The organism is Micromonospora humidisoli, assembly GCF_016900955.1.
Taxonomy (GTDB): domain Bacteria; phylum Actinomycetota; class Actinomycetes; order Mycobacteriales; family Micromonosporaceae; genus Micromonospora; species Micromonospora wenchangensis.
The window spans coordinates 376,984-402,690 of the sequence record NZ_JAFEUO010000004.1 but is presented as its reverse complement, the minus strand read 5'-3'; the positions used below and the strand labels follow the sequence as shown (position 1 = coordinate 402,690).

The 25,707-nt window shown below is 74.4% G+C and carries 31 protein-coding genes; 28 read left to right on the top strand and 3 right to left on the bottom strand.

The annotated features are described in order from the left end of the window. Positions 1–13 precede the first annotated feature (13 nt). From murC to JQN84_RS16525, 16 genes are all read left to right on the top strand, one after another. Positions 14–1,486, top strand: coding sequence for a UDP-N-acetylmuramate--L-alanine ligase (gene murC / locus JQN84_RS16600; protein WP_204959272.1), 1,473 nt, complete (start codon positions 14–16; stop codon positions 1,484–1,486). After that, positions 1,483–2,307: a cell division protein FtsQ/DivIB gene (locus JQN84_RS16595; RefSeq protein WP_204959271.1), complete on the top strand. Its 825-nt coding sequence runs from the start codon at positions 1,483–1,485 to the stop codon at positions 2,305–2,307. The genes murC and JQN84_RS16595 overlap by 4 nt, the downstream gene beginning before the upstream one ends. 240 nt (positions 2,308–2,547) lie before the next feature. Continuing rightward, positions 2,548–3,663, top strand: coding sequence for a cell division protein FtsZ (gene ftsZ / locus JQN84_RS16590; protein WP_204959270.1), 1,116 nt, complete (start codon positions 2,548–2,550; stop codon positions 3,661–3,663). 88 nt (positions 3,664–3,751) lie between these two features. Further along, entirely contained in the window at positions 3,752–4,498 is a 747-nt protein-coding gene (locus tag JQN84_RS16585; RefSeq protein WP_204959269.1) for a YggS family pyridoxal phosphate-dependent enzyme, read from the top strand. A gap of 190 nt (positions 4,499–4,688) precedes the next feature. Beyond that, entirely contained in the window at positions 4,689–5,387 is a 699-nt protein-coding gene (locus tag JQN84_RS16580; RefSeq protein WP_204959268.1) for a cell division protein SepF, read from the top strand. 28 nt (positions 5,388–5,415) lie between these two features. Continuing rightward, positions 5,416–5,721, top strand: coding sequence for a YggT family protein (locus JQN84_RS16575; protein ID WP_088643046.1), 306 nt, complete (start codon positions 5,416–5,418; stop codon positions 5,719–5,721). Positions 5,722–5,764: 43 nt separating this feature from the next. Then, positions 5,765–6,565: a DivIVA domain-containing protein gene (locus JQN84_RS16570; RefSeq protein ID WP_204959267.1), complete on the top strand. Its 801-nt coding sequence runs from the start codon at positions 5,765–5,767 to the stop codon at positions 6,563–6,565. Between the two features lie 70 nt (positions 6,566–6,635). Further along, positions 6,636–7,460, top strand: a complete 825-nt coding sequence (locus JQN84_RS16565; RefSeq protein WP_204959266.1) for a hypothetical protein — start codon at positions 6,636–6,638, stop codon at positions 7,458–7,460. An 11-nt stretch (positions 7,461–7,471) separates the two neighbouring features. Then, positions 7,472–7,777: a DUF167 domain-containing protein gene (locus tag JQN84_RS16560; protein WP_204959265.1), complete on the top strand. Its 306-nt coding sequence runs from the start codon at positions 7,472–7,474 to the stop codon at positions 7,775–7,777. A gap of 22 nt (positions 7,778–7,799) precedes the next feature. Continuing rightward, entirely contained in the window at positions 7,800–9,302 is a 1,503-nt protein-coding gene (locus JQN84_RS16555) for a potassium/proton antiporter (RefSeq protein ID WP_204959264.1), read from the top strand. Between the two features lie 223 nt (positions 9,303–9,525). Further along, positions 9,526–9,957: a TraR/DksA family transcriptional regulator gene (locus tag JQN84_RS16550; RefSeq protein ID WP_204959263.1), complete on the top strand. Its 432-nt coding sequence runs from the start codon at positions 9,526–9,528 to the stop codon at positions 9,955–9,957. Positions 9,958–10,023: 66 nt separating this feature from the next. After that, positions 10,024–10,677 carry a signal peptidase II gene (gene lspA, locus JQN84_RS16545; RefSeq protein WP_204959262.1) on the top strand — a complete coding sequence of 218 codons (654 nt, stop codon included), beginning with the start codon at positions 10,024–10,026 and terminating at the stop codon, positions 10,675–10,677. Continuing rightward, a complete protein-coding gene (locus JQN84_RS16540) occupies positions 10,674–11,621 on the top strand; it encodes an RluA family pseudouridine synthase (protein WP_204959261.1) in 948 nt (315 codons plus the stop codon). The genes lspA and JQN84_RS16540 overlap by 4 nt, the downstream gene beginning before the upstream one ends. A 2-nt stretch (positions 11,622–11,623) precedes the next feature. After that, complete coding sequence (locus tag JQN84_RS16535) at positions 11,624–12,391, top strand: hypothetical protein (protein WP_204959260.1); 768 nt, start codon at positions 11,624–11,626, stop codon at positions 12,389–12,391. Positions 12,392–12,674: 283 nt separating this feature from the next. Next, positions 12,675–14,312, top strand: coding sequence for a MinD/ParA family ATP-binding protein (locus tag JQN84_RS16530; protein WP_204959259.1), 1,638 nt, complete (start codon positions 12,675–12,677; stop codon positions 14,310–14,312). 56 nt (positions 14,313–14,368) lie between these two features. Continuing rightward, the gene (locus JQN84_RS16525; RefSeq protein ID WP_307821254.1) at positions 14,369–15,349 is read left to right on the top strand and encodes a DUF2567 domain-containing protein; all 981 of its coding nucleotides are present in this window, start codon (positions 14,369–14,371) and stop codon (positions 15,347–15,349) included. Here the strand turns inward: JQN84_RS16525 and JQN84_RS16520 are convergent. Beyond that, entirely contained in the window at positions 15,264–15,962 is a 699-nt protein-coding gene (locus JQN84_RS16520) for an LON peptidase substrate-binding domain-containing protein (protein ID WP_204959258.1), read from the bottom strand. The two genes, JQN84_RS16525 and JQN84_RS16520, sit on opposite strands and share 86 nt — an antisense overlap. 106 nt (positions 15,963–16,068) lie before the next feature. On the opposite strand from JQN84_RS16520, the gene hisD reads away from it, so the two are divergent. The 12 genes from hisD to hisF all read left to right on the top strand — a co-directional run bounded on the left by hisD (position 16,069) and on the right by hisF (position 24,411). Beyond that, on the top strand, positions 16,069–17,391 hold the full coding sequence (gene hisD / locus JQN84_RS16515; RefSeq protein WP_204959257.1) for a histidinol dehydrogenase: 1,323 nt from the start codon (positions 16,069–16,071) through the stop codon (positions 17,389–17,391). Continuing rightward, positions 17,388–18,461 carry a histidinol-phosphate transaminase gene (locus JQN84_RS16510; protein ID WP_204959256.1) on the top strand — a complete coding sequence of 358 codons (1,074 nt, stop codon included), beginning with the start codon at positions 17,388–17,390 and terminating at the stop codon, positions 18,459–18,461. Before hisD ends, JQN84_RS16510 begins: the two co-directional genes overlap by 4 nt. Next, positions 18,458–19,069 (top strand): imidazoleglycerol-phosphate dehydratase HisB, encoded by a 612-nt coding sequence (hisB, locus tag JQN84_RS16505; RefSeq protein ID WP_204959255.1) that lies wholly within the window; start codon positions 18,458–18,460, stop codon positions 19,067–19,069. The genes JQN84_RS16510 and hisB overlap by 4 nt, the downstream gene beginning before the upstream one ends. 31 nt (positions 19,070–19,100) lie before the next feature. Beyond that, on the top strand, positions 19,101–19,271 hold the full coding sequence (locus JQN84_RS16500; RefSeq protein WP_204959254.1) for a CG2302 family histidine operon protein: 171 nt from the start codon (positions 19,101–19,103) through the stop codon (positions 19,269–19,271). Then, on the top strand, positions 19,271–19,912 hold the full coding sequence (gene hisH, locus JQN84_RS16495; RefSeq protein WP_204959253.1) for an imidazole glycerol phosphate synthase subunit HisH: 642 nt from the start codon (positions 19,271–19,273) through the stop codon (positions 19,910–19,912). The genes JQN84_RS16500 and hisH overlap by 1 nt, the downstream gene beginning before the upstream one ends. 39 nt (positions 19,913–19,951) lie before the next feature. Then, the gene (locus tag JQN84_RS16490) at positions 19,952–20,275 is read left to right on the top strand and encodes a hypothetical protein (protein WP_204959252.1); all 324 of its coding nucleotides are present in this window, start codon (positions 19,952–19,954) and stop codon (positions 20,273–20,275) included. A gap of 16 nt (positions 20,276–20,291) precedes the next feature. Next, positions 20,292–21,020 carry a bifunctional 1-(5-phosphoribosyl)-5-((5-phosphoribosylamino)methylideneamino)imidazole-4-carboxamide isomerase/phosphoribosylanthranilate isomerase PriA gene (priA, locus tag JQN84_RS16485; RefSeq protein ID WP_204959251.1) on the top strand — a complete coding sequence of 243 codons (729 nt, stop codon included), beginning with the start codon at positions 20,292–20,294 and terminating at the stop codon, positions 21,018–21,020. Then, positions 21,017–21,433 (top strand): RidA family protein, encoded by a 417-nt coding sequence (locus JQN84_RS16480; protein ID WP_204959250.1) that lies wholly within the window; start codon positions 21,017–21,019, stop codon positions 21,431–21,433. The genes priA and JQN84_RS16480 overlap by 4 nt, the downstream gene beginning before the upstream one ends. Positions 21,434–21,533: 100 nt before the next feature. Next, the gene (locus JQN84_RS16475; protein WP_204959249.1) at positions 21,534–21,980 is read left to right on the top strand and encodes a MarR family winged helix-turn-helix transcriptional regulator; all 447 of its coding nucleotides are present in this window, start codon (positions 21,534–21,536) and stop codon (positions 21,978–21,980) included. Between the two features lie 5 nt (positions 21,981–21,985). Next, positions 21,986–22,417 (top strand): organic hydroperoxide resistance protein, encoded by a 432-nt coding sequence (locus JQN84_RS16470; RefSeq protein ID WP_239485624.1) that lies wholly within the window; start codon positions 21,986–21,988, stop codon positions 22,415–22,417. 46 nt (positions 22,418–22,463) lie between these two features. Next, complete coding sequence (locus JQN84_RS16465) at positions 22,464–23,462, top strand: NADP-dependent oxidoreductase (protein WP_204959247.1); 999 nt, start codon at positions 22,464–22,466, stop codon at positions 23,460–23,462. Between the two features lie 181 nt (positions 23,463–23,643). Continuing rightward, positions 23,644–24,411 carry an imidazole glycerol phosphate synthase subunit HisF gene (hisF, locus tag JQN84_RS16460; protein WP_204959246.1) on the top strand — a complete coding sequence of 256 codons (768 nt, stop codon included), beginning with the start codon at positions 23,644–23,646 and terminating at the stop codon, positions 24,409–24,411. A 20-nt stretch (positions 24,412–24,431) separates the two neighbouring features. On the opposite strand, the gene JQN84_RS16455 is transcribed toward hisF, so the two are convergent. Both JQN84_RS16455 and yczE read right to left on the bottom strand, forming a co-directional pair. Next, positions 24,432–24,890: a hypothetical protein gene (locus tag JQN84_RS16455; RefSeq protein ID WP_204959245.1), complete on the bottom strand. Its 459-nt coding sequence runs from the start codon at positions 24,888–24,890 to the stop codon at positions 24,432–24,434. 57 nt (positions 24,891–24,947) lie between these two features. Further along, positions 24,948–25,658: a membrane protein YczE gene (gene yczE / locus JQN84_RS16450; RefSeq protein WP_239485520.1), complete on the bottom strand. Its 711-nt coding sequence runs from the start codon at positions 25,656–25,658 to the stop codon at positions 24,948–24,950. Between the last annotated feature and the right edge of the window lie 49 nt (positions 25,659–25,707).

The following is a 25,707-nucleotide window of genomic DNA, read 5'->3' as shown; positions in this document are numbered from 1 at the left end:
GAAGGTACCTGGCATGAACACCGCGCAGTTCACCCCGGCCGGCACGCTCACCGCTGAGGACCTGGGCCGGATCCACCTGATCGGGGTGGGCGGGGTCGGCATGAGCGGCCTGGCCCGGCTCTTCCTCACCCGGGGCCTGCCGGTCTCCGGCAGCGAACTGCGCGAGTGGCCGTCACTGGCCGGGATGCGGGCACTGGGCGGCACCATCCACATGAGCCACGAGGCGGCCAACCTCGACGGGGTGGACACCGTCGTCTACTCCTCCGCCATTCCGCAGGACCACCTGGAGATGGTCGAGGCGCGACGGCGCGGGCTGCGGGTGCTGCACCGCTCCGAGGCGCTGGCCGCGGCGATGACCGGCCGGCGGACCGTCGCGGTGGCCGGCACCCACGGCAAGACCACCACCACCTCGATGGTGACCATGGTGCTCCAGCAGGCCGGGGTCGACCCGTCCTTCGTCATCGGCGGGGAGATCTCCGAGGTCGGCTCCGGGGCGCACCACGGCACCGGCGAGCACTTCGTGGTCGAGGCGGACGAGAGCGACAGGTCGTTCCTGATCTACCGCCCGTACGTGTCGATCATCACCAACATCGAGGCCGACCACCTGAACACCTACGGCGACCTGGCGACCCTGGAGGCGGCCTTCGCCGAGTTCGCCAGGCTCACCGACCCGGCCGGGTACGTCATCACCTGTGCCGACGACCCGGGCGGACGGCGACTGGCCGAGACGCTGCGCGCCGAGGGCCGGCGGGTCTGGACGTACGGCGAGGCGGCCGACGCCGACCTGCGGCTGTCCGGGATGGCCTCGTCCGCCCAGGGGGTGCGGTACCTGGCCGCGCTCGACGGCCGGTCGCTGGGCGAGATCCGGCTGCCGGTGCCGGGGCGACACATGGGGCTCAACAGCGCCGCGGCGGTGCTCGCCGCCCACCTGCTCGGCCTGCCGGTGGCCGCGGCGGAGGCGGCGCTGGCCGCGTTCCCCGGGGTACGCCGCCGCTTCGAGCGCAAGGGCGTCGCGGACGGGGTGCTGGTCTACGACGAGTACGCCTACCACCCGACCTCGATGACGCTGGCTCTGCAGACGCTGCGCGAGGTGGCCGGCGACGGCCGGCTGATCGTGGTCTTCCAGCCGTACCGGCTCTACCGCACCCGCGACCTCCAGGCGGAGATCGCCGCCGCCCTGGGCATCGCCGACGAACTGGTGCTGCTGGAGGTCTTCGGCCCCGGTGAGCTGCGCCAGCCGGGCGAGGGGTCGGCGGCGTTGCTGGCGGCGGTGGCGCTGGACCCGGCGCACAAGGTCTTCGTGGACTCGTTCGACGACGCGCCGGTGGAGGTGGCCCGCCGGGCCCGCCCCGGCGACGTGGTGGTGACCATGGGCGCTCCGCCGATCTCGCTGCTGGGTGACCAGCTGCTCGACGCGCTGACCGCACGGGCCACCGGGCCGGCGACGGTGTCGGGCCGGGACGGCACGGCCTCCACCGCCGGATGAGTCCGGGCCCGGCCCGGGGCCGGACCGGCCGTGCCACGGGCGCGGACGGCGGCCCCCGACGTGGCCCGGCGCGGCGCTGGCAGCTGGTGCGGGCCGGCAGCGACGCCGTCCCGCCGTCCACCAGGCGGTTCATGGCGCGGGCCCGGCAGCGGCGGATGCGGGCCGCGCTGCCCTGGGCGGTGCTGGCCGGGGTGTTGGTCCTCGCCGCCCTGGCGGCCTGGACGGTGCTCGGCTCCGGCCTGTTCGGGGTGCGCGAGGTCCGGGTGGAGGGGGCCCGGCTGGTCACCCCGGTCGAGGTGCGCGACGCGGCGGCGGTGCCGGACGGGGTGCCGCTGGCCCGGGTGGACCTGGCGGCGACGGCCCGGCGGATCGGCGGGCTGCCCCCGGTGGAGCGGGCCACGGTCCGCCGCGACTGGCCGGACACCCTGGTGGTGACGGTGGTGGAGCGCACCGGGGTGGCGGCGGTGCCGCGTGACGACCGGTTCGTGGTGCTCGACGCCAGCGGGGTGGTGTTCCGCGAGCTGCCCCGCGCCCCGCAGGGGCTGCCGCTGGTGCGGTTGGCCACGCCGGGGCCGGACGACCCGGGCACCCGCGCGGCGTTGCAGGTGCTGGCCGTGCTCACCCCGCAGTTGCGGGCCGTGCTGGTCGAGGTGGGCGTCGAGGGGCTGGCCCGGATCGGGTTGAGGCTGCGCGACGGGCGGACGGTGGTGTGGGGCGACGCGACCCGGGGCGAGGACAAGGCGCGGGTGGCCACGGCGCTGCTCGGTCGGAAGGCCGACACGATCGACGTGAGCGCGCCTGACGTGGTCACCTTCCGGTGAGGTCCGCAGCGAACGTGAGTCGTTACGCTCCCGGCGGCGACACGCCGGTGAGGTCCTTGGCTCTCGGCGTGGGGGCGCTTACGTTGCCCCGAAGAGGATCAGTGGTTGACATAACTGTAAGCCTCTAGTAGAGGGTTAGGGTTCACCGCTGATCCTCGCTGGTGACAGCTCGTCGACCACCGGTCGGGGCCACGCCGTACCGGGGCGCTGCGAGCCAATCTCGAAGGGAAAGGACCGGAGATGACACCTCCGCACAACTACCTGGCGGTCATCAAGGTCGTCGGCATCGGCGGCGGCGGCGTCAACGCCGTCAACCGCATGATCGAGGTTGGGCTCAAGGGCGTCGAGTTCATCGCGATCAACACCGACGCGCAGGCGCTGTTGATGAGTGACGCCGACGTCAAGCTCGACGTCGGCCGGGAGCTGACCCGGGGGCTCGGCGCGGGCGCCAACCCCGACGTCGGCAAGAACGCCGCCGAGGACCACCGCGACGAGATCGAGGAGGTGCTCAAGGGCGCCGACATGGTCTTCGTCACCTGCGGCGAGGGCGGTGGCACGGGCACCGGCGGAGCGCCGGTGGTGGCCAACATCGCCCGTAAGCTCGGCGCGCTGACCATCGGCGTGGTGACCCGGCCGTTCTCCTTCGAGGGCAAGCGCCGCCAGGTGCAGGCCGAGGCGGGGATAGACGAACTGCGCAACCAGTGCGACACGCTGATCGTCATCCCGAACGACAGGTTGCTCGCGCTGGGCGACCGGGGGATCAGCATGATGGACGCCTTCCGCACCGCCGACCAGGTGCTGCTCTCCGGTGTCCAGGGCATCACCGACCTGATCACCACGCCCGGCCTGATCAACCTGGACTTCGCCGACGTCAAGAGCGTGATGAGCGGGGCGGGCAGCGCGCTGATGGGCATCGGCAGCGCCCGGGGCGAGAACCGGGCGGTCGAGGCGGCCGAGGCGGCCATCTCCAGCCCGCTGCTGGAGCAGAGCATGGACGGCGCGCGGGGCGTGCTGCTGTCCATCGCCGGCGGCTCCGACCTGGGCCTGTTCGAGATCAACGACGCCGCGCAACTGGTCACCGACGCGGCCCACCCGGACGCCAACATCATCTTCGGTGCGGTCATCGACGACGCGCTCGGCGACGAGGTGCGGGTCACCGTGATCGCCGCCGGCTTCGACGGCGGCACGCCCGCGTACAAGGCCTCCGAGTCGCCGCGCAAGAGCAACCAGAACCAGCCCACCCCGCAGGCTCCGGCGGTCACCACGCCGGCCGCCATGCCGCCGCCGCAGCAGTCGCCGCGCCGGGTGCTCTTCGACGACGTCGACGTGCCCGACTTCCTCAAGAACGGTTCCTGAGCCCGCCGATGACGGACAACCACGCCACCCCGTCGGGCGGGTCCCCGGCTGGTCGCGTCACCGCGTCGCCGACCGGGCGGCCCGGCCGATGACGGCGGCACCCGATCCGGTGGGTGCGGACCGCCGCGCCGCGCTGGCGGCCGGGCTGGCCGCGGTACGGGCCCGGATCGCCGACGCCTGCGCGGCCGCCGGCCGGGACCCGGCCGGGGTGACGATGATCGCGGTGACCAAGACGTACCCGGCCGGCGACGCGGTCGCGCTGGCCGGGCTCGGGGTCACCGACCTGGGGGAGAACCGGGACCAGGAGGCCGCGCCGAAGGCGGCGGAGGTGGCGGCGGCCGGCGCGGACGTCCGCTGGCACTTCATCGGCCAGTTGCAGCGCAACAAGGCCCGCTCGGTGGTGCGCTACGCCGACGTGGTGCACTCCGTAGACAGTGTCCGGCTGGCCCGCGCGCTGGCCACCGCGGCCGAGTCCGCACGGGACCGTCCGTTGCAGACGTTGGTGCAGGTCAGCCTGGACGGTGACCCGGCGCGTGGCGGTGCCCTGCCGGAGGCGGCCGACCCCGAGCGGGGGCTGCGCCCGGTGGCCGAGGCGCTGGCCGGCGCGGAGGCGTTGCGGCTGGCGGGGCTGATGGCGGTGGCGCCGCTGGGCTGGGAACCGGAGCGGGCGTTCGCCCGGCTGGCCGAGGTGGCGGCGGCCTTCCGGGTCGGGTATCCGACGGCCACCGTGCTCTCCGCCGGGATGAGCGGCGACCTGGAAGCGGCCATCGGGTACGGCGCGACACATGTCCGCGTCGGCAGCGCGTTGCTCGGAATGCGTTCCACGCTGCGGTAGCCTGACCGCGGTAGAAGCAAATTACATCAGTGTTGTTCAGGGGTGGCGCCCCCGGTCGGGGGCCACGACGGGCGAGCCGCGAATCGCCAGTCGGGGATTGCCGCTCTGATCCGGTGGGCATGGATTCCACTCGCGATCATGGCGACACGGCACGGGGGTGCGTGCCGCACGGCGGACGGAAGGGCGCGGGATGGGTGCACTGCGCAAGGCGGGGGTCTGGCTCGGTCTCGTCGAGGAGGACGACGAGCGGGGCTACGACGAGGGCTACGACAAGCCCGGCTACCGCGAGTCGCGGTACCGGTCGAGCCGGTACGCCGAGGAGTTCGCCGACGACGACGAGGACGACGCGGAGGAGCCGCCGGCACCGCGTCCGCGCCTCGGTGACCGGGGTCGGCTGACGGACCGGTCGAGCCGGCTCGCCGAGGCCGACCGGGCCGACGACGAGCGTCCGGAGCGCCCCGAGCGTCCGGAGCGGGCCAGCGTCCGGTCGATCACCCGGTCGGGTGGCACGGACACCTCGGGCGCGCTGAGCTACCACACCCGGGACAATCTGGCGCTGGCGCCGCAGGCGTCGCCCCGGGAGCGGCCGGTGGTGGCCGAGGAGGAGCAGCGCTACCAGATCACCACCCTGCACCCGACCACCTACCGCGAGGCGCGGACCATCGGCGAGCACTTCCGTGACGGCGTCCCGGTGATCATCAACCTCACCGAGATGGACGAGGCCGACGCCCGCCGGCTGGTGGACTTCGCCGCCGGGCTGGCGTTCGGGCTGCGCGGTACGATCGAGCGCGTGACCAACCGGGTGTTCCTGCTCTCACCGGCCAACGTCCAGGTCACCGCGGAGGACAAAGCCAAGATCGCTGAGGGCGGCTTTTTCTCCCTGAGCTAAGTCCACCCGACCGAGGGACGTCGCTGCCGTGTTGTCGATCATGTTCCAGCTGCTCTACCTGATCTTGTACGTCTTTCTTATCGTGCTGTTGGCCCGATTCGTTCTCGGTGCCGTCCTCCAGTACGGTCGTCGGTGGCAACCGGGGCGTGGCGCGTCCGCCGGACTTGAGTCCGTGTGGAGCGTCACTGATCCGCCTCTCAAGGCGTTGAGGCGGGTGATCCCCCCACTGCGAATTGGTACCGTGAGCATCGACCTGGCCTCCCTTGTGCTCCTGGTTATCCTGTTCGTGCTGATGAGGTTTGTGTTAGATCCGCTGATCAGGAACTTCTCCTGACCAGCGCGCGCTTTCGCGGCCGCAACTGACCCGAGGAGTTTCGATGCCGCTGACACCGGCCGACGTGCACAACGTCGCCTTCAAAAAGCCGCCGATCGGCAAGCGGGGGTACGACGAGGAGGAGGTCGACGCCTTCCTGGACGAGGTCGAGCGTGAGCTTGCCCGTCTGATCGAGGAGAACAACGAGCTGCGCGCCCAGGTGGAGCGCGGCGGTCGTGGTGGGGCCCCTGCCGGCCCCGGTGGCGATGCCCGGCTGGCGGCGGAGCTCAACGACGTCAAGGCCCAGCTCGACCGGGTGCAGCGCGACAAGGCCGCCGCCGAGCAGGCCGCCCGCGCCATGCAGGCCGAGCTGGAGCAGGTCCGCAGCACCGGTGGCCCGGCCGTCGGCGGCGACGGCGAGCAGCAGGCGCTGCGGGTGCTGATGATGGCCCAGCGCACCGCCGACGACCACGTCTCCGACGCCCGTCGGGAGGCCGACCAGCTGCTCTCCGAGGCGCGTTCCAAGGCCGAGGAGGTCACCCGCGAGGCGCGGGCCAAGGCCGACGCGCTGGAGCGCGACGCCCGTCAGCGGCACCAGGAGGCCATGGGCGGCCTGGACGCCAAGCGGACCGCGTTGCAGAAGCACATCGAGGAGCTCAAGCAGTTCGAGCGTGAGTACCGCACCCGGCTCAAGGCGTACCTGGAGAGCCAGCTGCGGGACCTCGACGGTCGGGGCCAGGGCCTCGAAGCCGAGATGACCCGCGCCGAGGGCACCCGTGCCGTCGGTGGCAACGGCCTCGCCGCGGCCGGCCTCGCCGGCTCGTACGGCGGCGGTCGCTCCGGCGCCCTCGAAGCAGGTCGCTGATCCACGGTCGGCGGCCGTCCCCCGACGGTCGCCGACCCAGCCACGACCCACGACGCGGCGGGGGTGAGCCGTGCTAGTCGCCAGTCTGCTGCTCATCCTCGTCGCGGTCGTCCTGCTGGCGTTCGGTCTCGTCGACGGCTCCAGCACGCTGTTGACCAGTTCCATCGCGGCCAGTCTGTTGGCCGCCGTCGCGTTGGTGGCCGGTGCCCGCCAGGCAGCCGTCACCCGGGCGAGGGCGGCGGACCGGGCGCAGGCGCGGGGTCGGGGCGCGACGGAGTCCCACCCGACCACCCCGCCGGCCGCGTCCGTGCCGTCGGACGAACCGACGACGTACCCTGCGACGACGTTCGGCACCGGTGACGCCGGGTGGCGGCAACCACCCGGCACACCGGTGACCGGCGATCCCGTCGACGTTTCCACCCGCCCCGACGCCGGTGCCTGGGAGCCCGACGCGGAGGCCCCCTGGGAGCCCGTCGTCGTGTCCTCCGTGCCGGGCCGCACGGGCCCCGACCCGGTGGCCGGGCCCGGCGCGGACCCGGCCACCGACCCTCACCTGCCCGACCCGGACGACCCGCGTCGGGACCCGGCGGACGACCCGGCCTGGGCGGCCGGGGACGATCTCGCGCCGCCCTGGGAGCACTCGGACGACGCCGCGTCGCCGTGGGACCCGCCGGCCCAACGGGTCCCGCCCGCCGATGCCGCCCGGGTGGCCCAGCTCGACGCCGAGGTGCGGGTGGTCGACGGGCATCCCCGCTACCACCTGCTCTCCTGCGCCCACCTGATCGAACGGGACCACGAGCCGCTGCCGGTGCACGAGGCGGTCTCCCTCGGCTTCACCCCGTGCGGCCTGTGCAACCCGGACACCGCCCTGCTCGCCGACACCTACCCCCGCTGAGGTCGGCGTCGATGCCCACTGACGACACGGTGACCGTCGCGGTGCGGGTCAAGCCCGGCGCGTCCCGGCCCCGGGTCGGCGGCTGCTTCACCGGCCCGCACGGGCCCGCCCTGGTGATCGCCGTGACCGCGCCGGCCGTGGACGGCCGGGCCACCGAGGCGGCCCGTCGGGCGTTGGCCGGGGCGCTCGGGGTCCGCCCGGCGGCGGTGGCGCTGCGTACCGGCGCAGCCAGCCGGGACAAACTCTTCCTGGTGGACGGGGTGACGCCGGAGGTCACCGCGCTGCTGCGGCGGCTGCGCGACGGATCGGCCGGGTGACGGTGCCCCGGGTGGGGCGCCCGTGACGCCGGGACTGGATCTGGCCCTGCTCCTGGGGGCGGCCGTACTGCTGGTGGCGATCGGCGCGGTGCGGTTCTCCACCCGGCTGGGCGTGCCGAGCCTGCTGGTCTATCTCGCGCTCGGGGTGGCGATCGGCGAGGCCGGGCTGGGCATCCGGTTCGACGACGCCGAGCTGACCCGGGTGCTGGGGTTCTGCGCCCTTATCGTGATCATCGCCGAGGGCGGGCTCACCGCCCGGTGGAGCACCCTGCGCCCGGTGCTCGGGCTGGCCGGCGCGTTGTCCACCGTCGGGGTGCTGGTCAGCATCGTCGTCGTCGGGCTGGTGGTGCACCTGCTGCTCGGGCTGGACTGGCGGTTGGCGCTGCTCTACGGCGCGGTGCTCTCCTCCACCGACGCGGCGGCGGTGTTCGCCACGCTGCGCCGGTTGCGGCTGCCGCCCCGGCTGGTGGCCGCCCTGGAGGCCGAATCGGGCATGAACGACGCCCCGGTGGTGATCCTGGTGGTGCTGCTGTCGCGCACCGGGCCGGTGGAGCACCCGTGGTGGTTCGAGGTCTTCCTGGTCGGCTACGAGCTGGGGGTGGGTGCGGCGGTGGGGTTGGCCACCGGGCTGGCCGGCCGGTTCGCGCTGCGCCGGGCGGCGCTGCCGTCGTCCGGGTTGTACCCGATCGCCGCGGTCGGGTTCACCGTGCTGGCGTACGCGGCCGGCGCGGTGCTGCACGCCTCCGGGTTCCTCGCCGTCTACGTGGCCGGGGTGCTGCTCGGCAACGCCCGGCTGCCGCACCGGCAGGCCATCCTGGGGTTCGCCGACGGGCTGGCCTGGCTGGCCCAGATCGGGTTGTTCGTGCTGCTCGGGCTGTTGGCCACGCCGGAGCGGCTGCACACCGCGCTGGTGCCGGCGGTGGTCACCGGGCTGGCCCTGCTGCTGGTGGCCCGGCCACTGTCGGTGCTGGTGTCGGCGTTGCCGTTCCGGGTGGGCCTGCGCGAGCAGCTCTTCCTGTCCTGGGCGGGGCTGCGTGGCGCGGTGCCGATCGTGCTGGCCACCATCCCGTTGTCGGCCCGGGTGCCCGGGGCGGACCGGCTGTTCGACGCGGTCTTCGTCCTGGTGGTGATCTTCACGGTGCTCCAGGCGGGCACGCTCGCGCCGGCCGCCCGCCGGTTGCGGGTGACCGCCCCGGCCGAGCCGGCCGAGATCCGGGTGGAGACCGCCCCGCTGGAGCGGATGCGGGCGGACCTGCTCCAGCTGGAGGTGCCGGCGGGGTCCCGGCTGGCCGGGGTGCACGTGGACGAGTTGCGGTTGCCGGTGGGCGCGTCGGTGACCCTGGTGCTGCGCGACGGGGTGGGGTTCGTGCCGGGCGCGGACACCCGGCTCAAGACCGGGGACAGCATGTTGATCGTGGCGACCGCCGGGGTGCGGGACGAGGCGGAGCGGCGGCTGCGGGCGATCAGTCGGCGGGGTCGCCTGGCGAGGTGGTTCGGCGAGTACGGCGAGGATCGGGAGGGCTGATCTGCTAGTCTTCGTTTTGCCCCAATTAGCGGTTATTAGGGGCTGAATAGCGGTACGACAGTGCGGCACGTTGTCGGACGCCTGTACGTTCCGTATTCTTGCCAACCTCCGGAGTGCGCGGCCACCGTTGCCGTGCGCCCGTTTTGTTACCCGGGGACGCCACATCGGCGGACCCTGTCCGGGCACCGCCGAGCGCCGCGTCCCGCGGCTGAGGGAGCTGACGATGGCGAAGCCAGCCGACACCAGGACCGCCGGTCGCAAACCCGCGGCGAAGGCCACCGCGCAGGCCACCCGCAGCGCGGCGGAGACCGAGAAGATCCGGGCGGCCCTGGCAGCCCGACGGGACGAGCTGCGTGCCGAGTACGATCAGACGCTGAGCGAGATCACCGAGCTGCAGCGCGACCGGCTGACCGACTCGGCCGGGGACGACCAGGCCGACACCGGCACCAAGACGTTCGAGCGCGAGCAGGAGATCTCCCTCGCCAACAGCATCCGGGAACGGATCACCCAGGTCGAGCGTGCCCTGGAGCGGCTCGACGAGGGCGGCTACGGATGGTGCGAGCGGTGCGGGAACCCGATCCCGGTCGAGCGGCTCGCCGCCTTCCCGTCGGCGACCCTCTGCGTGACCTGCAAGCAGCTGGAGGAACGGCGCTGACGTCCGCTCCCCGGTGACCTCGCGAGACGGCGGACCTGCGTCGTCGGGACAGTCGATGGGGAGTCGATGACCACAGCACCGACCGCCGGATCCGGCACCACCGAGCCGGCCGGCCGTACGCCCCGCCGCAGGGCGGTCGTGCTCCTCGTGGGCATCGCGCTGCTCGCGCTGCTGACGGATCTGCTCACCAAGCATCTCGCCCTGCAACTGCTCGACGACCGCCCGCCGGTGCGCCTGCTCGGCGGGGCGGTCTACCTCACCCTGACCCGCAACAGCGGCGCGGCGTGGAGCATCGGCGCCGACCACACCTGGGTGTTCCCGCTGATCACCATCGGGGTGGTCGGCTGGATCGCCTGGATGGCGCTGCGGTTGCGCTCGCTGCCCTGGGCGGTCTCGCTGGGGCTGGTGCTGGGCGGGGCGCTGGGCAACCTCACCGACCGGATCTTCCGCGCGCCCGGCCACTTCGTCGGGCACGTGGTGGACATGGTCAGCCTCTTCGACCCGTACGGCCAGGTGTGGCCGGTGTTCAACCTGGCCGACAGCTGCCTGGTCTCCGGGGTGCTGCTGGCCGTGCTGCTGGAGCTGACCGGCCGGCAGCGCGACGGGCGGCGGGTCGGGGCCAAGGGCGACACCGCCACCCCGGCGACGACCGGACCACCCACCGGTCCGGTGTCCGCCGAGACCGCACCGACCGACGCCGAACCCCGGGAGCGGGCATGACCTCCACCTCCACCGCCACCGGTGGCGACCACCGCTCGCTGCCCGTCCCGGACGGCCTCGACGGCATGCGGCTCGACCAGGCGGTGTCCCGGCTGTTCGGGCTCTCCCGCACCGCTGCCGCCGCGCTGGTCGACGCCGGGGACGCCCTGGTCGACGGCGCGGCCCGGCAGAACTCGCACAAGGTACGCGCCGGCTCCTGGCTGGAGGTGACGCTGCCCGCCCCGGTCGCGCCACCGACCGTGGTGCCGCAGGCGGTCCCCGGGCTGACCGTGGTCTACGCCGACGACGACATCGTCGTGGTGGACAAGCCGGTGGGGGTGGCCGCCCACCCCAGCCCCGGCTGGACCGGCCCGACCGTCATCGGCGGCCTGGCCGCGATCGGCCACCGGATCTCCACCAGCGGGGCGGCCGAGCGGCAGGGTGTGGTGCACCGCCTCGACGTGGGCACCACCGGGATCATGGCGGTGGCCAAGAGCGAGCAGGCGTACACCGCGCTCAAGCGGGCGTTCAAGTACCGCGAGGTGGAGAAGCGCTACCACGCGGTGGTCCAGGGGCACCCCGATCCGTCGCGCGGCACCATCGACGCCCCGATCGACAGGCACCCGCACCACGACTACCGCTGGGCGGTGGTCTCCGACGGCAAGCCGAGCATCACCCACTACGACACCATCGAGGCGTTCCCGGCGGCCAGCCTGCTCGACGTCCGGCTGGAGACGGGGCGTACCCACCAGATCCGGGTGCACTTCTCGACCCTGCGGCACCCCTGCGTCGGCGACCTCACCTACGGGGCCGACCCGACCCTGTCGGCCCGGCTCGAACTGCGCCGGCAGTGGCTGCACGCCAGGTCGTTGACCTTCGCCCACCCACGCACCGGCGACGACGTGACCTTCGTCAGCGAGTACCCGGACGACCTGGCCCGCGCGCTGACGATCCTGCGCGACTGACCGTGCGGCACGACCCGTCGGGCGACCCCGGGCCGACCGACGCCCCGGCGGCCGGCGCGCCCCGGCCGGCCCGGTGGCTGGTCACCACGGCGGTGTTCGCCGTCGGCGCGGTGCTGCTCGCCGCCGGCTGGTCGGCCCGCCGGCCGGCACCCGTCGGTGACCGTACGGTCGGGCAGGTGACCCGGGTCGGGGTGCTGCCCGGGGACTCGCTGCCCGGCTACGCCACCGCCAGCCGGGCCGAACTCGCCGCGCTCACCGCCGGGGCGTACGCCCTGGTGAGTTTCGACGGGTACGCCGCGCCGGACCGGCTGCCGGCGCTGCTGGCCGGCGTCGAGGTGGCGGCGGTGGTGGTCCGGGTGCCGCTGCCCGACCGGCAGACCGAGGTGGTCCGGCTGCCGGCGCAGCGGCTGCCGCAGGACGTCACCGCCGGGATGGCCGGTCTCGCCGACCGCAAGGACCGGGAGGCCGCCGACCGGCGCAGCCGGGCCGCCGTCGCCGACGACCCGACGACCCGCCGAGAGTACGAGACCGGGGCGCAGGTCGCCGCGCGGGAGGCGGCCGGCTACCGGTCGGCGTGCGCCTGCGTCTACGCGGCGGTGGTCCGGGCCGAGCCGGCCGCCCTGCGTGCCACGGCCGGGCGGGACGGGGTCCGTACGGTCGACCCGGCCCCGGAGGTGACCCGGCTGGACCGGACGGTCTTCCTGCCGCCGCTGCCGGAGCAGCGGGACGTGGCCCGGCCCCCCGCCGACACCGACCAACCACCCGCCTGACCCCGCTCCCGCCCGCCGGCCGCCCGGCCCGGACGTCCGGCGGTGGGCGATTCGTCGGAAGGAGCACCCCGTGTGATCGTGCCGGTACCCGCACCGACCGGGGTGGGACCGGGCCGGCTGGTGCCGACCCCCGCTCCCACCTCCCCGGACTCCCGTCGCGGTGCGTCGCCCGTCCGATCGCGGTAAGTATTGTCCCCGGCAGATGTGTGCAGACCGGTGTGGTCCGAATAGGGTTTCGTTCGTAGCCTGTCAGGCGGAGATCGACGGCGCGGGAGGGCGAGCCTTGGACGGCACCGAGACCGGCTGGGGCCGGTCGGCCGAACCGGCACCGCGATGGCGGACGCTCTTCGAGCGCGCCCGCCTCGGTGGACGCGCCGCCGAACCGGCGGAGCCGGACCGCCGTGGCGGCGACGCGCCCCGGGAGCCGCTGCCCGGCCGGGCACCCGGTGGCGGCTGGTCCGGCCGGGGGTCGGCCGCCGTGCCGCCACCGCCCGACCCGGGCTACGGCCCCGATCCCGGGTACGGCCCCGATCCGGGCTACCGCCCCGGCGTCAGCTACCCGGTGGACCCGGGCCGTCCGACCGACCAGGGCTACCGGGCTGCCCCGGGCTATCCGGCCGCCCCGGGCCGTCCCGCCGACCAGGGCTATCCGGCCGATCCCGGCTACCGTGCCCCCGGTGGCTACCCGGCCGACCCCGGCTACCTGCCGGAGCCGGCCCGGCCGCCGGAGCCGCCGGTCGTCCCGTCCCGCTACGCGCTGCTCGACAACGGTTACCGGGCCGAGCCGCCGCCCACCGAGTCCCGCTACGCGCTGCTGGACAACGGCTACCGCACGCCCGGCTACGCGCCCCCGGAGCCGACGTACCAGCCGCCGCAACCCGCCTACCCCGAGCCGGCGGCGTATCCCGAGCCCGGATACCCGGCGACGCCGACGTACCAGCCGGAGCCGGTCTACCAGCCCGAACCGACGTACCAGCCCGAGCCCGCCTACCAGCCGGAGCCGACGTACCAGCCGGAGCCGGTGGCGTACCCGCCGGCGGTGACCGCCGACCGGGGCTACCCGGCCCGGATCGAGCCGGCCCGCATCGAGTGGCGTCAGCAGGGTCCCCAGGACGAGCAGGAACGGGCCGCCGGCATCCTCCGCCGCGACCTGGGCACCCCCCGGGTGCTCGCCTTCGCCAACCCCAAGGGTGGGGTGCACAAGACCACCGCCACGGTGCTCGCCGCCGCCACCGTCGGCAGCGTCCGGGGCCGGGGGGTGCTCGCCTGGGACGACAACGAGCTGCGCGGCACCCTCGGGCTGCGCGCCGGCAGCGCCCGACACGCCCGGACGATCAGGCATCTGATCAGCGATCTGGCGCACATCGAGATCCGGGACGGCGCGGAGCTGCTGGAGTCCCTCGACGACTATCTGCGGCACGCCTCCGACGGCTCGTACGACGTGCTGGCCGGGGAGGAGAGCCCCCGGTTCGCCCAGCGGCTCGACCAGTTCACCGTCAAGCGGGTGCTGGAGCTGCTGCGCCGCACCCACGACGTGGTCTGCGTGGACACCGGCAACAACGTGGAGAGCCCCAACTGGCGCACCGTCATGCACGCCGCCGACCAGCTCGTGGTGACCACCGTGCCCCGCGAGGACGCCGCGTTCAGCGCCGACTGGATGCTGGACCTGCTGCACGAGGAGGGCATGGGCGAGCTGGCCGACAACGCGGTCACCCTGATCTCCTGCCCCACCCCCGGCCGGTCCACCCTCCAGGACGACCTGGAGCGGCACTTCGCCACCCGGACCCGGGCCGTCGCCGTCGTGCCGTACGACCCGGTGCTGGAGACCGGCTCGTCGATCGAGTACCACCAGCTCCAGGCGGAGACCCGGGCCGCGTGGCTGCGGGCCGCCTCGGTGATGCTGGAACCGTTCGCCCGGTGAGGGGTGGTACGGGCTCCGCCGCCCCGCCGTGCCACCACGCCTGAGAGGATCATCGGGTGAGCCCGGACACCCCCGATCCGTACCGCCCCGCCGACACCCCGGCGGGTGCCGCGCCCACCCCGCCCGCCGGGCCGTCCGCCGATGGGCCGCCCGCCGCCGAGTCGGCTGCCGCTGAGTCGCGCGGCGACGAGTCGTCTGCCGCCGGAGCACCGGCCGGGCCCGGCCACGACCCCGGTGGGTCGTACCTGCCGTGGCCGCCGCCGTCCGGCTGGCCGGCGCAGCCGGGGGAGCCGGGGGAGCCGCGACCCCGGCACACCCCGGCGGTGGCGGCCGGCCTGGTGCTGGGCCTGACCGCGCTGGGGGTGCCGCTGGGACTGCTCTGGGCCGCGCTGGCCCCGGACACCCCGGTGCTCAAGACCGCCGAGGGCGCCGTCTACGCCCAGCCCCAGCCGGAGCAGCCGATCGCCGCGGACGGCTGGTTCAGCCTGCTCGGGCTCGGGTTCGGGGTGCTCGCCGCGATCGCGGTGTGGATGCTGCTGCGTCGCCGCCGGGGCCCGGTGAACCTGGTCGCGCTGACCGTCGGCGCGCTCGGCACCGCCCTGGTCGCCTGGCAGGTGGGCCGCCGGGTCGGGCTGGACGGCTACCAGCGGCTGCTCGCCACCGCCCCCGCCGGCACGTCCTTCGACAAGCCGGCCGACCTGCGGGCCGGGGGCATCGACCGGCTCTTCGGCGTGCTGCCCGTGCCGTACGGCAACCTGCTGCTGGCCGCGTTCGCCGCCGCCGTCGCGTACACCCTGCTGGCCGGCTGGTCGCGGTGGCCGTCGCTGCGCCCGGAGCCGGAGCCCGGCGGACCCGGCTGGCCGGACGCGTCGGGCGCGGCCGGTGCGCCCGACGGGGGCGGCCCGCCGGGTGCGGTCGGCCCGCCGGGCGAGGTCGGCCCGGCGGGCGGGGTCAGTTGGGGGCCGGCGGGGACGCCAGCTCCGACAGCGGCACCGGAACCGCCCGCACCTGACGCAGCAGGGCCGACTCGCGGTTGAGCAGCCGCAGCTCGGCGCGCAGCCGGGCGGCGGTGTCGTCGATGGCGAGCAGCCGTTGCCGGTCGGCCACGGTCAGCACGGCGGTGGCCGCCACCAGGTGCGACAGCACCGTCGGGTCCTCCGGGAGCTGCTCGGACAGCTCCTGCGGGTCGTCCCGGATCAGGCCCAGGTACTGCCGGAACACCGCGATCACCCGGGCCGCCAGCAGCTCGGCGGCCTCGTCCGGGCCGGTCGGCTCGGGCAGCCACTCGACGTCGGCGGTCAGGTAGGGGGCGGCCTCCCGGTCGACCCCGGCGACCCGGAACCGCCGCCGGCCCACCGTGACGATGTCGAAGCCACCGTCGTCCAGCTCGGTGACCTGACGCAGCTCGGCGGTGCAACCCACCTCGTGCAGGGTCACCTCGCCGCCGCCCGGGGTGGCCCGGCCCCCGGCCGGGGCGACCTCCCAGCCGGAGCGGATGGCCACCACACCGAACTCGCGGGGCATCCCCTCGGGGCGCCCGACCAGGTCCCGTACCAGGTGGCGGTAGCGTTCCTCGAAGATGTGCAACGGCAGCACCAGACCCGGGAAGAGCACCGTTGCGAGGGGAAACACCGGCAGCCGTGCGGTCACGCGTCCGAGCGTAGCCCGATCCGGCGCGGTCGGCGTGTCCCGGCTCACCGTCCCGCGGTACGGGCGGCCCGGGTCGCCCTCCGGGCCGCCGCCTAGACTCGGGGGCGTGTTGAAACGGATCGACCTGCGCGGCGGGGTTTCCGACCCGCGTCGCCTGCTGCCCCGTGCCCAGCTCGACGTCTCCGTGGCGGTCGAGCGGATCCGCCCGCTCGTCGAGGCGGTCCGGGATCATGGGTACCCGGCGATCCGGGAGGCCAGCGAGCGGTTCGACGGCATCTGCCCGCCGGTGCTGCGGGTCCCGACCGAGGCGATCGCCGCGGCCGAGGGGGTGCTCGATCCCGACGTGCGGGCCGCGCTGCTGGAGTCGATCGCCCGCGCCCGCCGGGTGCACGACGACCAGCGCCGCACCGACCACACCACCCAGGTCGTGCCGGGCGGCACGGTCACCGAGCGCTGGGTGCCGGTCGACCGGGTCGGCCTCTACGTCCCCGGCGGGCTGGCGATGTACCCGTCGACCGTGGTGATGAACGTGGTGCCGGCCCAGGCGGCCGGGGTCCGCTCGCTGGTGGTGGCCAGCCCGCCGCAGCAGGACAACGGCGGTCTTCCCGACGCCCGGGTCCTGGCCGCCTGCGCGCTGCTCGGCGTCGACGAGGTGTACGCCGTCGGCGGTGCCCAGGCGGTCGCCATGCTGGCGTACGGGTCGACGGTCGACGCCGCGGGCACCCTGCGCTGCGCGCCGGTCGACATGATCACCGGGCCGGGCAACATCTGGGTGACCGCCGCCAAGCGGCTGCTGCGCGGCGTGGTGGGCATCGACGCCGAGGCCGGCCCGACCGAGATCGCCGTGCTGGCCGACGACACCGCCGACCCGGCGCACGTCGCCGCCGACCTGATCAGCCAGGCCGAGCACGACCCGTTGGCGGCCAGCGTGCTGGTCACCCCGTCGGTCGAGCTGGCCGACGCGGTCGACCGGGAGCTGGCCCGGCAGGTGCCGGCGACCAAGCACGCCGAGCGGGTCGGCACCGCGCTCGGCGGGGAGCAGAGCGGCGTCGTGTTGGTCGACGACCTGGCCGACGGGCTGCGGGTGGTCGACGCGTACGCCGCCGAGCACCTGGAGATCCAGACCCGCGACGCCCGCGACTGGGCGCTGCGGGTGCGCAACGCCGGGGCGATCTTCATCGGGCCGTGGGCGCCGGTGTCGCTCGGCGACTACTGCGCCGGCTCCAACCACGTGCTGCCCACCGGGGGCTGCGCCCGGCACTCGTCGGGGCTGTCCGTGCAGTCCTTCCTGCGCGGGGTGCACCTGGTGGAATACACCCGCGAGGCGCTGCGTGACGTCGCGCCTTACGTGGTGACCCTGGCCACCGTGGAGGACCTGCCGGCGCACGGCCAGGCGGTCGCCGCGCGCTTCGCCGGGGAGGCGTCGTGACCACCCTCGACGACCTGCCGATCCGCGACGACCTGCGGGGCCGCTCGCCGTACGGGGCGCCGCAGCTGGACGTGGCGGTCCGGTTGAACACCAACGAGAACTCCTACGCCGTGCCCGAGCCGGTGGTGGCGGCGATCGGCAAGGCGCTCGCCGCCGAGCTGCGCGGCCTCAACCGCTACCCGGACCGGGAGGCGGTGGCGTTGCGCGCCGACCTGGCCGGCTACCTCGGGCACGGGATCACCGCCGAGCAGGTCTGGGCGGCCAACGGCTCCAACGAGATCCAGCAGCAGCTGCTCCAGGCGTTCGGCGGGCCGGGGCGCAGCGCGTTGGGCTTCGTGCCGGCGTACTCGATGCACCCGTTGCTGTCCCTGGGCACCGGCACCCGGTGGGTGCCGGCGCAGCGGGGGGTGGACTTCGGGTTGACCGCCGACGAGGCCGTCGCCGAGGTCCGGGCGCACCGCCCCGACGTGGTCTTCCTCTGCTCCCCGAACAACCCGACGGGGACCGCGCTCGACCCGGCGGTGGTCGCCGCCGTGCTCGACGTCGCCCCCGGCATGGTGGTCCTCGACGAGGCGTACGCCGAGTTCGCCCGACCCGGCACGGCCAGCGCCCTGGCCCTGCTCCCCGGGCACCCGCGGCTGGTGGTGACCCGGACGATGAGCAAGGCGTTCGGGTTCGCCGGTGGCCGGCTGGGCTACCTGGTCGCCGACCCGGCGGTGGTGGCGGCGGTGCAGCTGGTCAGGCTGCCCTACCACCTCTCGGCGCTCACCCAGGCCGCCGCCCGCGCGGCGCTGGCCCACCGCGACGTCCTGCTGGGCACCGTCGACGCGATCAAGGAGCAGCGGGACCGGATCGTGACGACCCTGCGGGCCCGGGGGCACCGGGTGGCCGACAGCGACGCCAACTTCGTGCTGTTCGCCGTCGGCGACGACCAGTCGGTGGCCTGGCGGACCCTGCTCGACGCCGGGGTGCTGGTCCGGGACGTGGGTCTGCCCGGCTGGCTGCGGGTCACCGCCGGCACCCCCGCCGAGACCGACGCCTTCCTCACCGCGATGGAGAAACTGTCATGAGTCGCACCGCCCGGGTGGAGCGGATCACCAAGGAGACCAAGGTCCTCGTCGAGATCGACCTCGACGGCACCGGCCGGGCCGAGATCAGCACCGGGGTCGGCTTCTACGACCACATGCTCCACCAGATCGCCCGGCACGGCGGCTTCGACCTGACCGTGCGTACCGTCGGCGACCTGGAGATCGACGCCCACCACACGATGGAGGATACCGCGCTGGCCCTGGGGGCCGCGTTCGACCAGGCGCTGGGGGACAAGGCCGGCATCCGGCGGTACGGCTCGGCCACCGTCCCGATGGACGAGGTGCTCGTCCGGGCCGCCGTCGACCTGTCCGGCCGTCCGTACGTGGTGCACGACGAGCCGGCGCTGGCCCCGTACATCGGGCCGGTCTACCCGACCAGCATGACCCGGCACATCTGGGAGTCCTTCGGCCAGGCGGCCCGGGTCACCCTGCACGTCGACGTGCTGCGCGCGGCCCGGCCGGGCGGCCACCCGGATGCGCACCACGTGGTGGAGGCCCAGTTCAAGGCGGTCTCCCGGGCGCTGCGGGAGGCCACCGCGCTCGACCCGCGTAACGCCGGTGTGGTGCCCAGCACCAAGGGCGCGCTGTGAGCGGCCCGGCCCGGGGCGGAGGGCGGCGCTGATGGGCCCGGTGCTGCCGACCCTGCTGCTGATCCTCGCCGGCATCCTGGTCGGTGGGGCCTGGTCGTTGTACCGGCAGGACGCGCCGCGTGGTGCGATCGTGGTCACCGGGCTGCTCGCCGTGCTGGCCACCGCCGGCGGGGTGCTCTGGCTGCTACCCGGGGAGGGCTGATGGGCGCGCACGGCACCGGCAAGCGGATCGTGGTGCTCGACTACGGCTCGGGCAACCTGCGCTCGGCGCAGCGGGCGCTGGCCCACGCCGGGGCGGACGTGACGGTCACCGCCGACCTGGCCGCCGCCGCCGCGGCCGACGGCCTGGTGGTGCCGGGTGTCGGCGCGTACGCGGCCTGCATGGCCGGGATCGAGGCGCTGGGTGCCGGCCCGGTGATCGCCGAACGGGTCGCCGCCGGTCGCCCGGTGCTCGGCATCTGCGTCGGCATGCAGGTGCTCTTCGCGCACGGCGACGAGCACGGCGTGGTGACCAAGGGGCTGGGGCTGCTGCCGGGCGGGGTGACCCGGCTGCCCGCCGAGCGGCTGCCGCACATGGGCTGGAACACCGTCGCCCCGCCGGACGGGTCGGTGTTGTTCGCCGGGTTGCCCGCCGACAGCCGGTTCTATTTCGTGCACTCCTACGGGGTGCTCGACCAGGCGTCGTTGCGTGAGGTGGGCGCCCGGGTGACCACCGCCCACCACGGCACGGACTTCGTCGCGGCGGTGGAGTGGGGTCCGCTGTCGGCGGCCCAGTTCCACCCGGAGAAGTCGGCCGAGACGGGTGCGGTGCTGTTGCGCAACTGGCTGGCCACGGTTGGCTGAGACCCGGGGCGGGGCCGGCCGGCGCGGGCCGGGTGCGCGGTGAGCAAGGAGCGGGCCCGGCGGCGGGCCGCCCGGGAGGCGCAGGCCGCCCGGGAACGGGTCGTTCGGGAACGTCGGATGGCCCGGCGTCGTCGTCGGCGTGCCCTGGTCCGCCGGGTCACCCCGCAGTGGCGGCGGGGCCGGACGGGCCGGCTGGCCCGGCGTACCCGGGGCGAGCGGGCCGCCATCATCGGGTTGACCGCGGCGGCGCTGGCGCTGATCTGGGTTTTCGTCGACGATCTCGCGCTGCGGGTGGCGCTGGTCGTGCTGTTGCTTCTGGTCCTGCCGGCGATCGTGGTGATCGCCCTGGACCGTCGGATCTGAACGAGGAGTAGGAAACGTGACCCTGACCCTGTTGCCCGCCGTGGACGTCGCCGACGGCCAGGCCGTCCGGCTGGTGCAGGGCGCCGCCGGCAGCGAGACCGCCTACGGCGACCCGCTCGACGCGGCGTTGGCCTGGCAGAACGACGGCGCGGAGTGGATCCACCTGGTCGACCTCGACGCCGCGTTCGGTCGGGGCTCCAACGCCGCGCTGCTGGCCGAGGTGGTCGGCAAGCTGGACGTGCGGGTGGAGTTGTCCGGTGGCATCCGCGACGACGCGTCGCTGCGCGCCGCGCTGGCCACCGGGGCGGCCCGGGTGAACATCGGCACCGCCGCGTTGGAGGACCCGCAGTGGTGTGACCGGATCTGCGCCGAGTACGGCGACCGGGTGGCGATCGGCCTGGACGTGCGGGGTCGTACCCTCTCGGCGCGGGGCTGGACCCGTGACGGCGGTGACCTGTGGGAGGTGCTGGCCCGGCTGGATGCCGCCGGCGCGTCCCGGTACGTGGTGACCGACATCACCAAGGACGGCACGATGCGCGGGCCGAACCTGGACCTGCTGGGTGAGGTGTGTGCCCGTACCGACGCCCCGGTGATCGCCTCGGGCGGCGTGTCGACCCTGGAGGACCTGCGCGCCCTGGCGACCCTGGAGGCGGCCGGCGTGGAGGGTGTGATCGCCGGTAAGGCGCTGTACGCGGGCGCGTTCACGGTGGCCGAGGCGTTGGCGACGCTGCGGGCCGCGGGGTGACCGACGCGGCGGACCCGGACGACGGGACCGTCACCCGGCTCGGCTCGGGCGGCCCGTGGGAGGCCCGCTACGGCTACTCCCGGGTGGTCCGGGCCGGCCGCTCGGCCTGGACGTCGGGTTGCACGTCGACGGTCGACGGGGTGGTGACGCACGTCGGTGACGCGGCGGCGCAGACCGCCCAGGCGCTGCGGATCGGCCTGGCCGCGCTGGCCGAGGTGGGTGCGGGTCCCACCGACGTGGTGCGGACCCGGATGTACGTGACCGACCGGCTCTTCGTCGACGAGGTGGGCCGGGCGCACCAGGCGGTCTTCGGTGCGGTCCGGCCGGTCGCCACGATGGTCGTCGTTGTCGGCCTGCTCGATCCGGACCATCTGGTCGAGATCGAGTTGGAGGCGCATCTCCCGCCGTCCTGACCGCCCCGATCCCGGCCAGGCTCGGTCGGGACCGGGAGACGGCTGTCACTCCCGGCCCAGATGAGTTGTGCACAATTGAATTGCGGGCTACCTTTGCCGGGTGAGTGACCATCTGGTGTTGCGCGATCAGGTCTGCTTCGCGCTCTACGCTGCCTCCCGGGCGCTCACCGACGTGTACCGGCCCCTCCTCGACGAGTTCGGGCTCACCTACCCGCAGTACCTGGTGCTGCTGGTGCTCTGGGAGCGCGGCGACGACCCGCCCACGGTCTCCGAGCTGGGGGCCGCGCTCCGGCTCGACTCCGGCACCCTCTCCCCGCTGCTCAAGCGGCTGGCGGCGGCGGGCCTGGTGGTCCGCACCCGCTCGGCGCTCGACGAGCGGCGGGTGGAGGTGGGCCTGACCGCCGACGGCGCGGCCCTGCGCCAGCGGATGGCCGACGTGCCGCTGCGGGTGGCCTGTTCCACCGGCCTCGACGAGACCGAGCTGGTCGCGTTGCGCGACACCCTCACCCGGGTCACCGAGACGATCCACCGACAGAAGGAGCAGTGATCCCCATGCAGGTGCTCTACACCGCCTCCGCGACGGCCACCGGCGACGGGCGCGACGGCCACGTCCGCACCTCCGACGCCACCCTCGACCTCGACCTGGCCGTGCCGAAGGAGATGGGCGGCGTCGGTGGCGCGGCCAACCCCGAGCAGCTCTTCGCCGCCGGCTACGCGGCCTGCTTCCACTCCGCGCTGCGCGTGGTCGCCCGCCGGGCCAAGGCCGACGTCACCGGCTCGGTCGTCGAGGCCGAGGTCGGCATCGGCGCGAACGGCAGCGGCGGCTTCGGTCTGGCCGTCACCCTGGTGGTGGACCTGCCGGCCGTCGAGCGCGCCGCCGCCCAGCAGCTCGTCGAGGCCGCCCACCAGGTCTGCCCCTACTCCAACGCGACCCGGGGCAACATCGAGGTGACCCTCACCGTGCGCGAGGCGGCTGCGGCCTGACCGCCGCACCGGGCCACGACCATCGGGTACGAGAGGACGAAACCGCATGAGCAGCAACCGTGAGATCCACCTGGCCTCCCGCCCACAGGGCTGGCCGACCGCCGACAACTTCCGCCTCGTCGAAACCGGGGTGCCCACCCCCGGGCCGGGGCAGATCGTGGTCCGCAACCAGTACATCTCGGTCGACCCGTACATGCGGGGCCGGATGAACGACGTCAAGTCCTACGTGCCGCCGTTCGCCCTCGACGCGCCGCTCGACGGTGGCGCGGTCGGCGAGGTGGTGGCCGGCGGAGGCGACGGGATCAACGTCGGCGACACCGTGCTGCACGGGCTCGGCTGGCGCGAGTACGCCCTGCTCGACGCCGGGTCCGCCCGCCGGGTCGATCCGGACCTCGCCCCGGTCTCCGCCTACCTGGGGGTGCTCGGGATGACCGGGCTGACCGCGTACGCCGGGCTGCTCGACGTGGCGGCGATGCGGCCGGGGGAGACGGTGTTCGTCTCCGGCGCGGCCGGCGCGGTGGGCAGCATGGTCGGCCAGATCGCCAAGCTCAAGGGGGCCGGCCGGGTGGTCGGCAGCGCCGGCTCGCCGGCCAAGGTGGAGCGGTTGACGGCGCTCGGTTTCGACGCCGCCTTCGACTACCACGACGGCCCGGTCCGCGACGCGCTGAAGGCCGCCGCCCCGGACGGGATCGACGTCTACTTCGACAACGTGGGCGGCGAGCACCTGGAGGCCGCGATCGGGTCGATGAACCTGCACGGCCGGGCCGCCATCTGCGGGATGATCGCGCAGTACAACGCGGCCGAGCCGCCGGCCGCGCCGCGCAACCTGGCGCTGGTCATCGGCAAGCGGCTCACCCTGCGCGGTTTCCTGGTCGGCGACCACGGCGGCCTGCGCGAGCAGTTCGTCACCGAGGTCGCCGGCTGGCTGCGCGAGGGGAAGCTCTCCTACGACGAGACGATCGTCGACGGCATCGAGAACGCCCCCGACGCCTTCCTGGGCCTGCTGCGCGGCGAGAACCTCGGCAAGATGCTCGTCCGCCTCTGACCCACCCCCCACCCCGTCCCGTCCCGCCCGCCCGCCCGCCCGCCCCGTTGACAGTGGTGATCAAGAGGTTTGCGTCAGTTCGATCTCGAAGGATGACGCAAACCTCTTGATCACCGGCGCACCGGCGCACCGGCGCACCCGCGTGGGGGTGGCGGGGTGGGGCGTTGGATAGGCTCGGCGTATGACGGTGGCGGTGCGGGTGATCCCGTGTCTGGACGTGGACGCCGGGCGGGTGGTCAAGGGGGTCAACTTCCTCGACCTGCGCGACGCCGGTGACCCGGTGGAGCTGGCGGCGGCGTACGACCGGGCGGGCGCGGACGAGTTGACCTTCCTGGACGTCACCGCCTCCTCCAGCGACCGGGGCACCATGCTCGACGTGGTGCGCCGCACCGCCGAGTCGGTCTTCATCCCGCTCACCGTCGGCGGCGGGGTACGCCAGGTCGCCGACGTGGACACCCTGCTGCGCGCCGGGGCCGACAAGGTGGGGGTGAACACCGCCGCCATCGCCCGTCCCGAGCTGATCGCCGAGATCGCCGACCGGTTCGGCCGGCAGGTGCTGGTGCTCTCACTGGACGTCCGGCGGGCGCCCGCCGGCACCACCCCCAGCGGTTTCGAGGTGACCACCCACGGTGGCCGCCGGGGCACCGGGCTCGACGCGGTCGAGTGGGCGGCGCGCGGGGCCGAGCTGGGCGCGGGGGAGATCCTGCTCAACTCGATGGACGCCGACGGCACCAAGGCCGGTTTCGACCTGACCCTGATCGAGGCGGTCCGGGCGGTGGTCGACGTGCCGGTGATCGCCAGCGGCGGCGCCGGCCGGGTGGCGCACTTCCCGCCCGCGATCGGCGCGGGTGCCGACGCGGTGCTGGCCGCCAGCGTCTTCCACTTCGGCGAGCTGACCGTCGGCGAGGTCAAGGGCGCCCTGCGCGACGCAGGCCACCCCGTGCGCTGACCCGCGCCCGCGCGGGTGGTTCAGCGCCCGCTCTGCCCCTCCGGGGAGCGGCGGGGGGCCGGAATCGAGCGGACCACGTACTCCTGGACGGCGGCGGCGTGCTCCTCCTCGGCCAGGTGCCAGTCCGCGCTGCCCGGGGCGTGCCGCCGCACCAGCACCCCCTGCATGCTGTCGACCGTGCCACCCACCCCGGCCCGGGGGCGGGTACGCCAGAGCTGCTCACCGTCCGGGGTGATCCGGAACCAGCCGTCGGAGACGGTGACCAGCCCCGCGCCGACCAGTCGCCGGACCGCTGTCTCCACGTCCTGTCGTTCGGGGATCGCCTGGTTGAGGTGGTCGGCGGTGGACAGCACGTCGGTGAGTCGTACCCCCTCCGGGCGGCGGGAGTCCGCCGCCCGCCGGTGCCGTCCGGCCCCGCTGGCGATCACCAGTGACACGAAGATCCAGGCGTCCGTCCAGCGCCACGCGTTCTCCCCCATGCACGAATGATGCCCGTAGGTGTCCGTTGAGGAAACACCTACTTTCCCCCTGTCGTGTCAGCGCAGCTCAGCGTGCCCGGTTCCGGACGCAGCGCCGAACGGCGGGGTGGAAACCGGTGGCGGGGCACCGTTGGCCGGGGTGGTGCGGGCCGTCGCCGGCGGATCGGGGAGGGCGAAGCGGGGGATGAAGAACTGGGCCAGCGGGCCGATGCCGAGCGCGTACGCGACGGTGCCCACGCCGACCGTGCCGCCGAGCAGCCAGCCCAGGGCCAGCACGGTGACCTCGATCACGGTGCGTACGAGCCGGACGGAGCGGCCCGGCCGGCGGGCGACGTATCCGGTCATCAGGCCGTCGCGGGGGCCGGGGCCGAGCCGGGCGCCGAGGTAGAGGCCGGTGGCCGCGCCGTTGGCGACGATTCCGCCGAGCAGCAGGGCGATCCGGGCGGGCAGCGGCCACCCGGCGGGCAGCAGGGCCACCGTGGCGTCCACCACCAATCCGATCACCAGCACGTTGCTCACCGTGCCGAGCCCGGGTCGTTGCCGCAGCGGGATCCAGAGCAGCAGCACCACCGCGCCGACCGCGATGGTCACGGTGCCGAACGACAGGCCGGTCTGCCGGGACAGCCCCTGGTGGAAGACGTCCCACGGGTCCAGCCCGAGCCCGGAACGGATCATCATGGCCATGCTGACCCCGTAGAGGACCAGCCCGGCGTAGAGCTGGGTGAGCCGGCGGCCGGGCCGGTGCCGGAGATTGCCAATCGGAGCCATGCATGCCACCCTAGGGGCCAATATCGCCCACTGAAGAGCCAATTCCGAA

Bases quoted from the DNA above. Each gene is read 5' to 3' on its own strand.
- hisH (WP_204959253.1), top strand. From the start codon at position 19,271: ATGGGCGCGCACGGCACCGGCAAGCGGATCGTGGTGCTCGACTACGGC.
- JQN84_RS16595 (WP_204959271.1), top strand. From the start codon at position 1,483: ATGAGTCCGGGCCCGGCCCGGGGCCGGACCGGCCGTGCCACGGGCGCG.
- hisB (WP_204959255.1), top strand. From the start codon at position 18,458: ATGAGTCGCACCGCCCGGGTGGAGCGGATCACCAAGGAGACCAAGGTC.
- yczE (WP_239485520.1), bottom strand. From the start codon at position 25,658: ATGGCTCCGATTGGCAATCTCCGGCACCGGCCCGGCCGCCGGCTCACC.
- ftsZ (WP_204959270.1), top strand. From the start codon at position 2,548: ATGACACCTCCGCACAACTACCTGGCGGTCATCAAGGTCGTCGGCATC.
- JQN84_RS16585 (WP_204959269.1), top strand. From the start codon at position 3,752: ATGACGGCGGCACCCGATCCGGTGGGTGCGGACCGCCGCGCCGCGCTG.
- JQN84_RS16455 (WP_204959245.1), bottom strand. From the start codon at position 24,890: ATGGGGGAGAACGCGTGGCGCTGGACGGACGCCTGGATCTTCGTGTCA.
- JQN84_RS16465 (WP_204959247.1), top strand. From the start codon at position 22,464: ATGAGCAGCAACCGTGAGATCCACCTGGCCTCCCGCCCACAGGGCTGG.
- JQN84_RS16550 (WP_204959263.1), top strand. From the start codon at position 9,526: ATGGCGAAGCCAGCCGACACCAGGACCGCCGGTCGCAAACCCGCGGCG.
- JQN84_RS16470 (WP_239485624.1), top strand. From the start codon at position 21,986: ATGCAGGTGCTCTACACCGCCTCCGCGACGGCCACCGGCGACGGGCGC.
- JQN84_RS16570 (WP_204959267.1), top strand. From the start codon at position 5,765: ATGCCGCTGACACCGGCCGACGTGCACAACGTCGCCTTCAAAAAGCCG.
- lspA (WP_204959262.1), top strand. From the start codon at position 10,024: ATGACCACAGCACCGACCGCCGGATCCGGCACCACCGAGCCGGCCGGC.
- JQN84_RS16540 (WP_204959261.1), top strand. From the start codon at position 10,674: ATGACCTCCACCTCCACCGCCACCGGTGGCGACCACCGCTCGCTGCCC.
- JQN84_RS16580 (WP_204959268.1), top strand. From the start codon at position 4,689: ATGGGTGCACTGCGCAAGGCGGGGGTCTGGCTCGGTCTCGTCGAGGAG.
- murC (WP_204959272.1), top strand. From the start codon at position 14: ATGAACACCGCGCAGTTCACCCCGGCCGGCACGCTCACCGCTGAGGAC.
- hisF (WP_204959246.1), top strand. From the start codon at position 23,644: ATGACGGTGGCGGTGCGGGTGATCCCGTGTCTGGACGTGGACGCCGGG.
- JQN84_RS16500 (WP_204959254.1), top strand. From the start codon at position 19,101: ATGGGCCCGGTGCTGCCGACCCTGCTGCTGATCCTCGCCGGCATCCTG.
- JQN84_RS16560 (WP_204959265.1), top strand. From the start codon at position 7,472: ATGCCCACTGACGACACGGTGACCGTCGCGGTGCGGGTCAAGCCCGGC.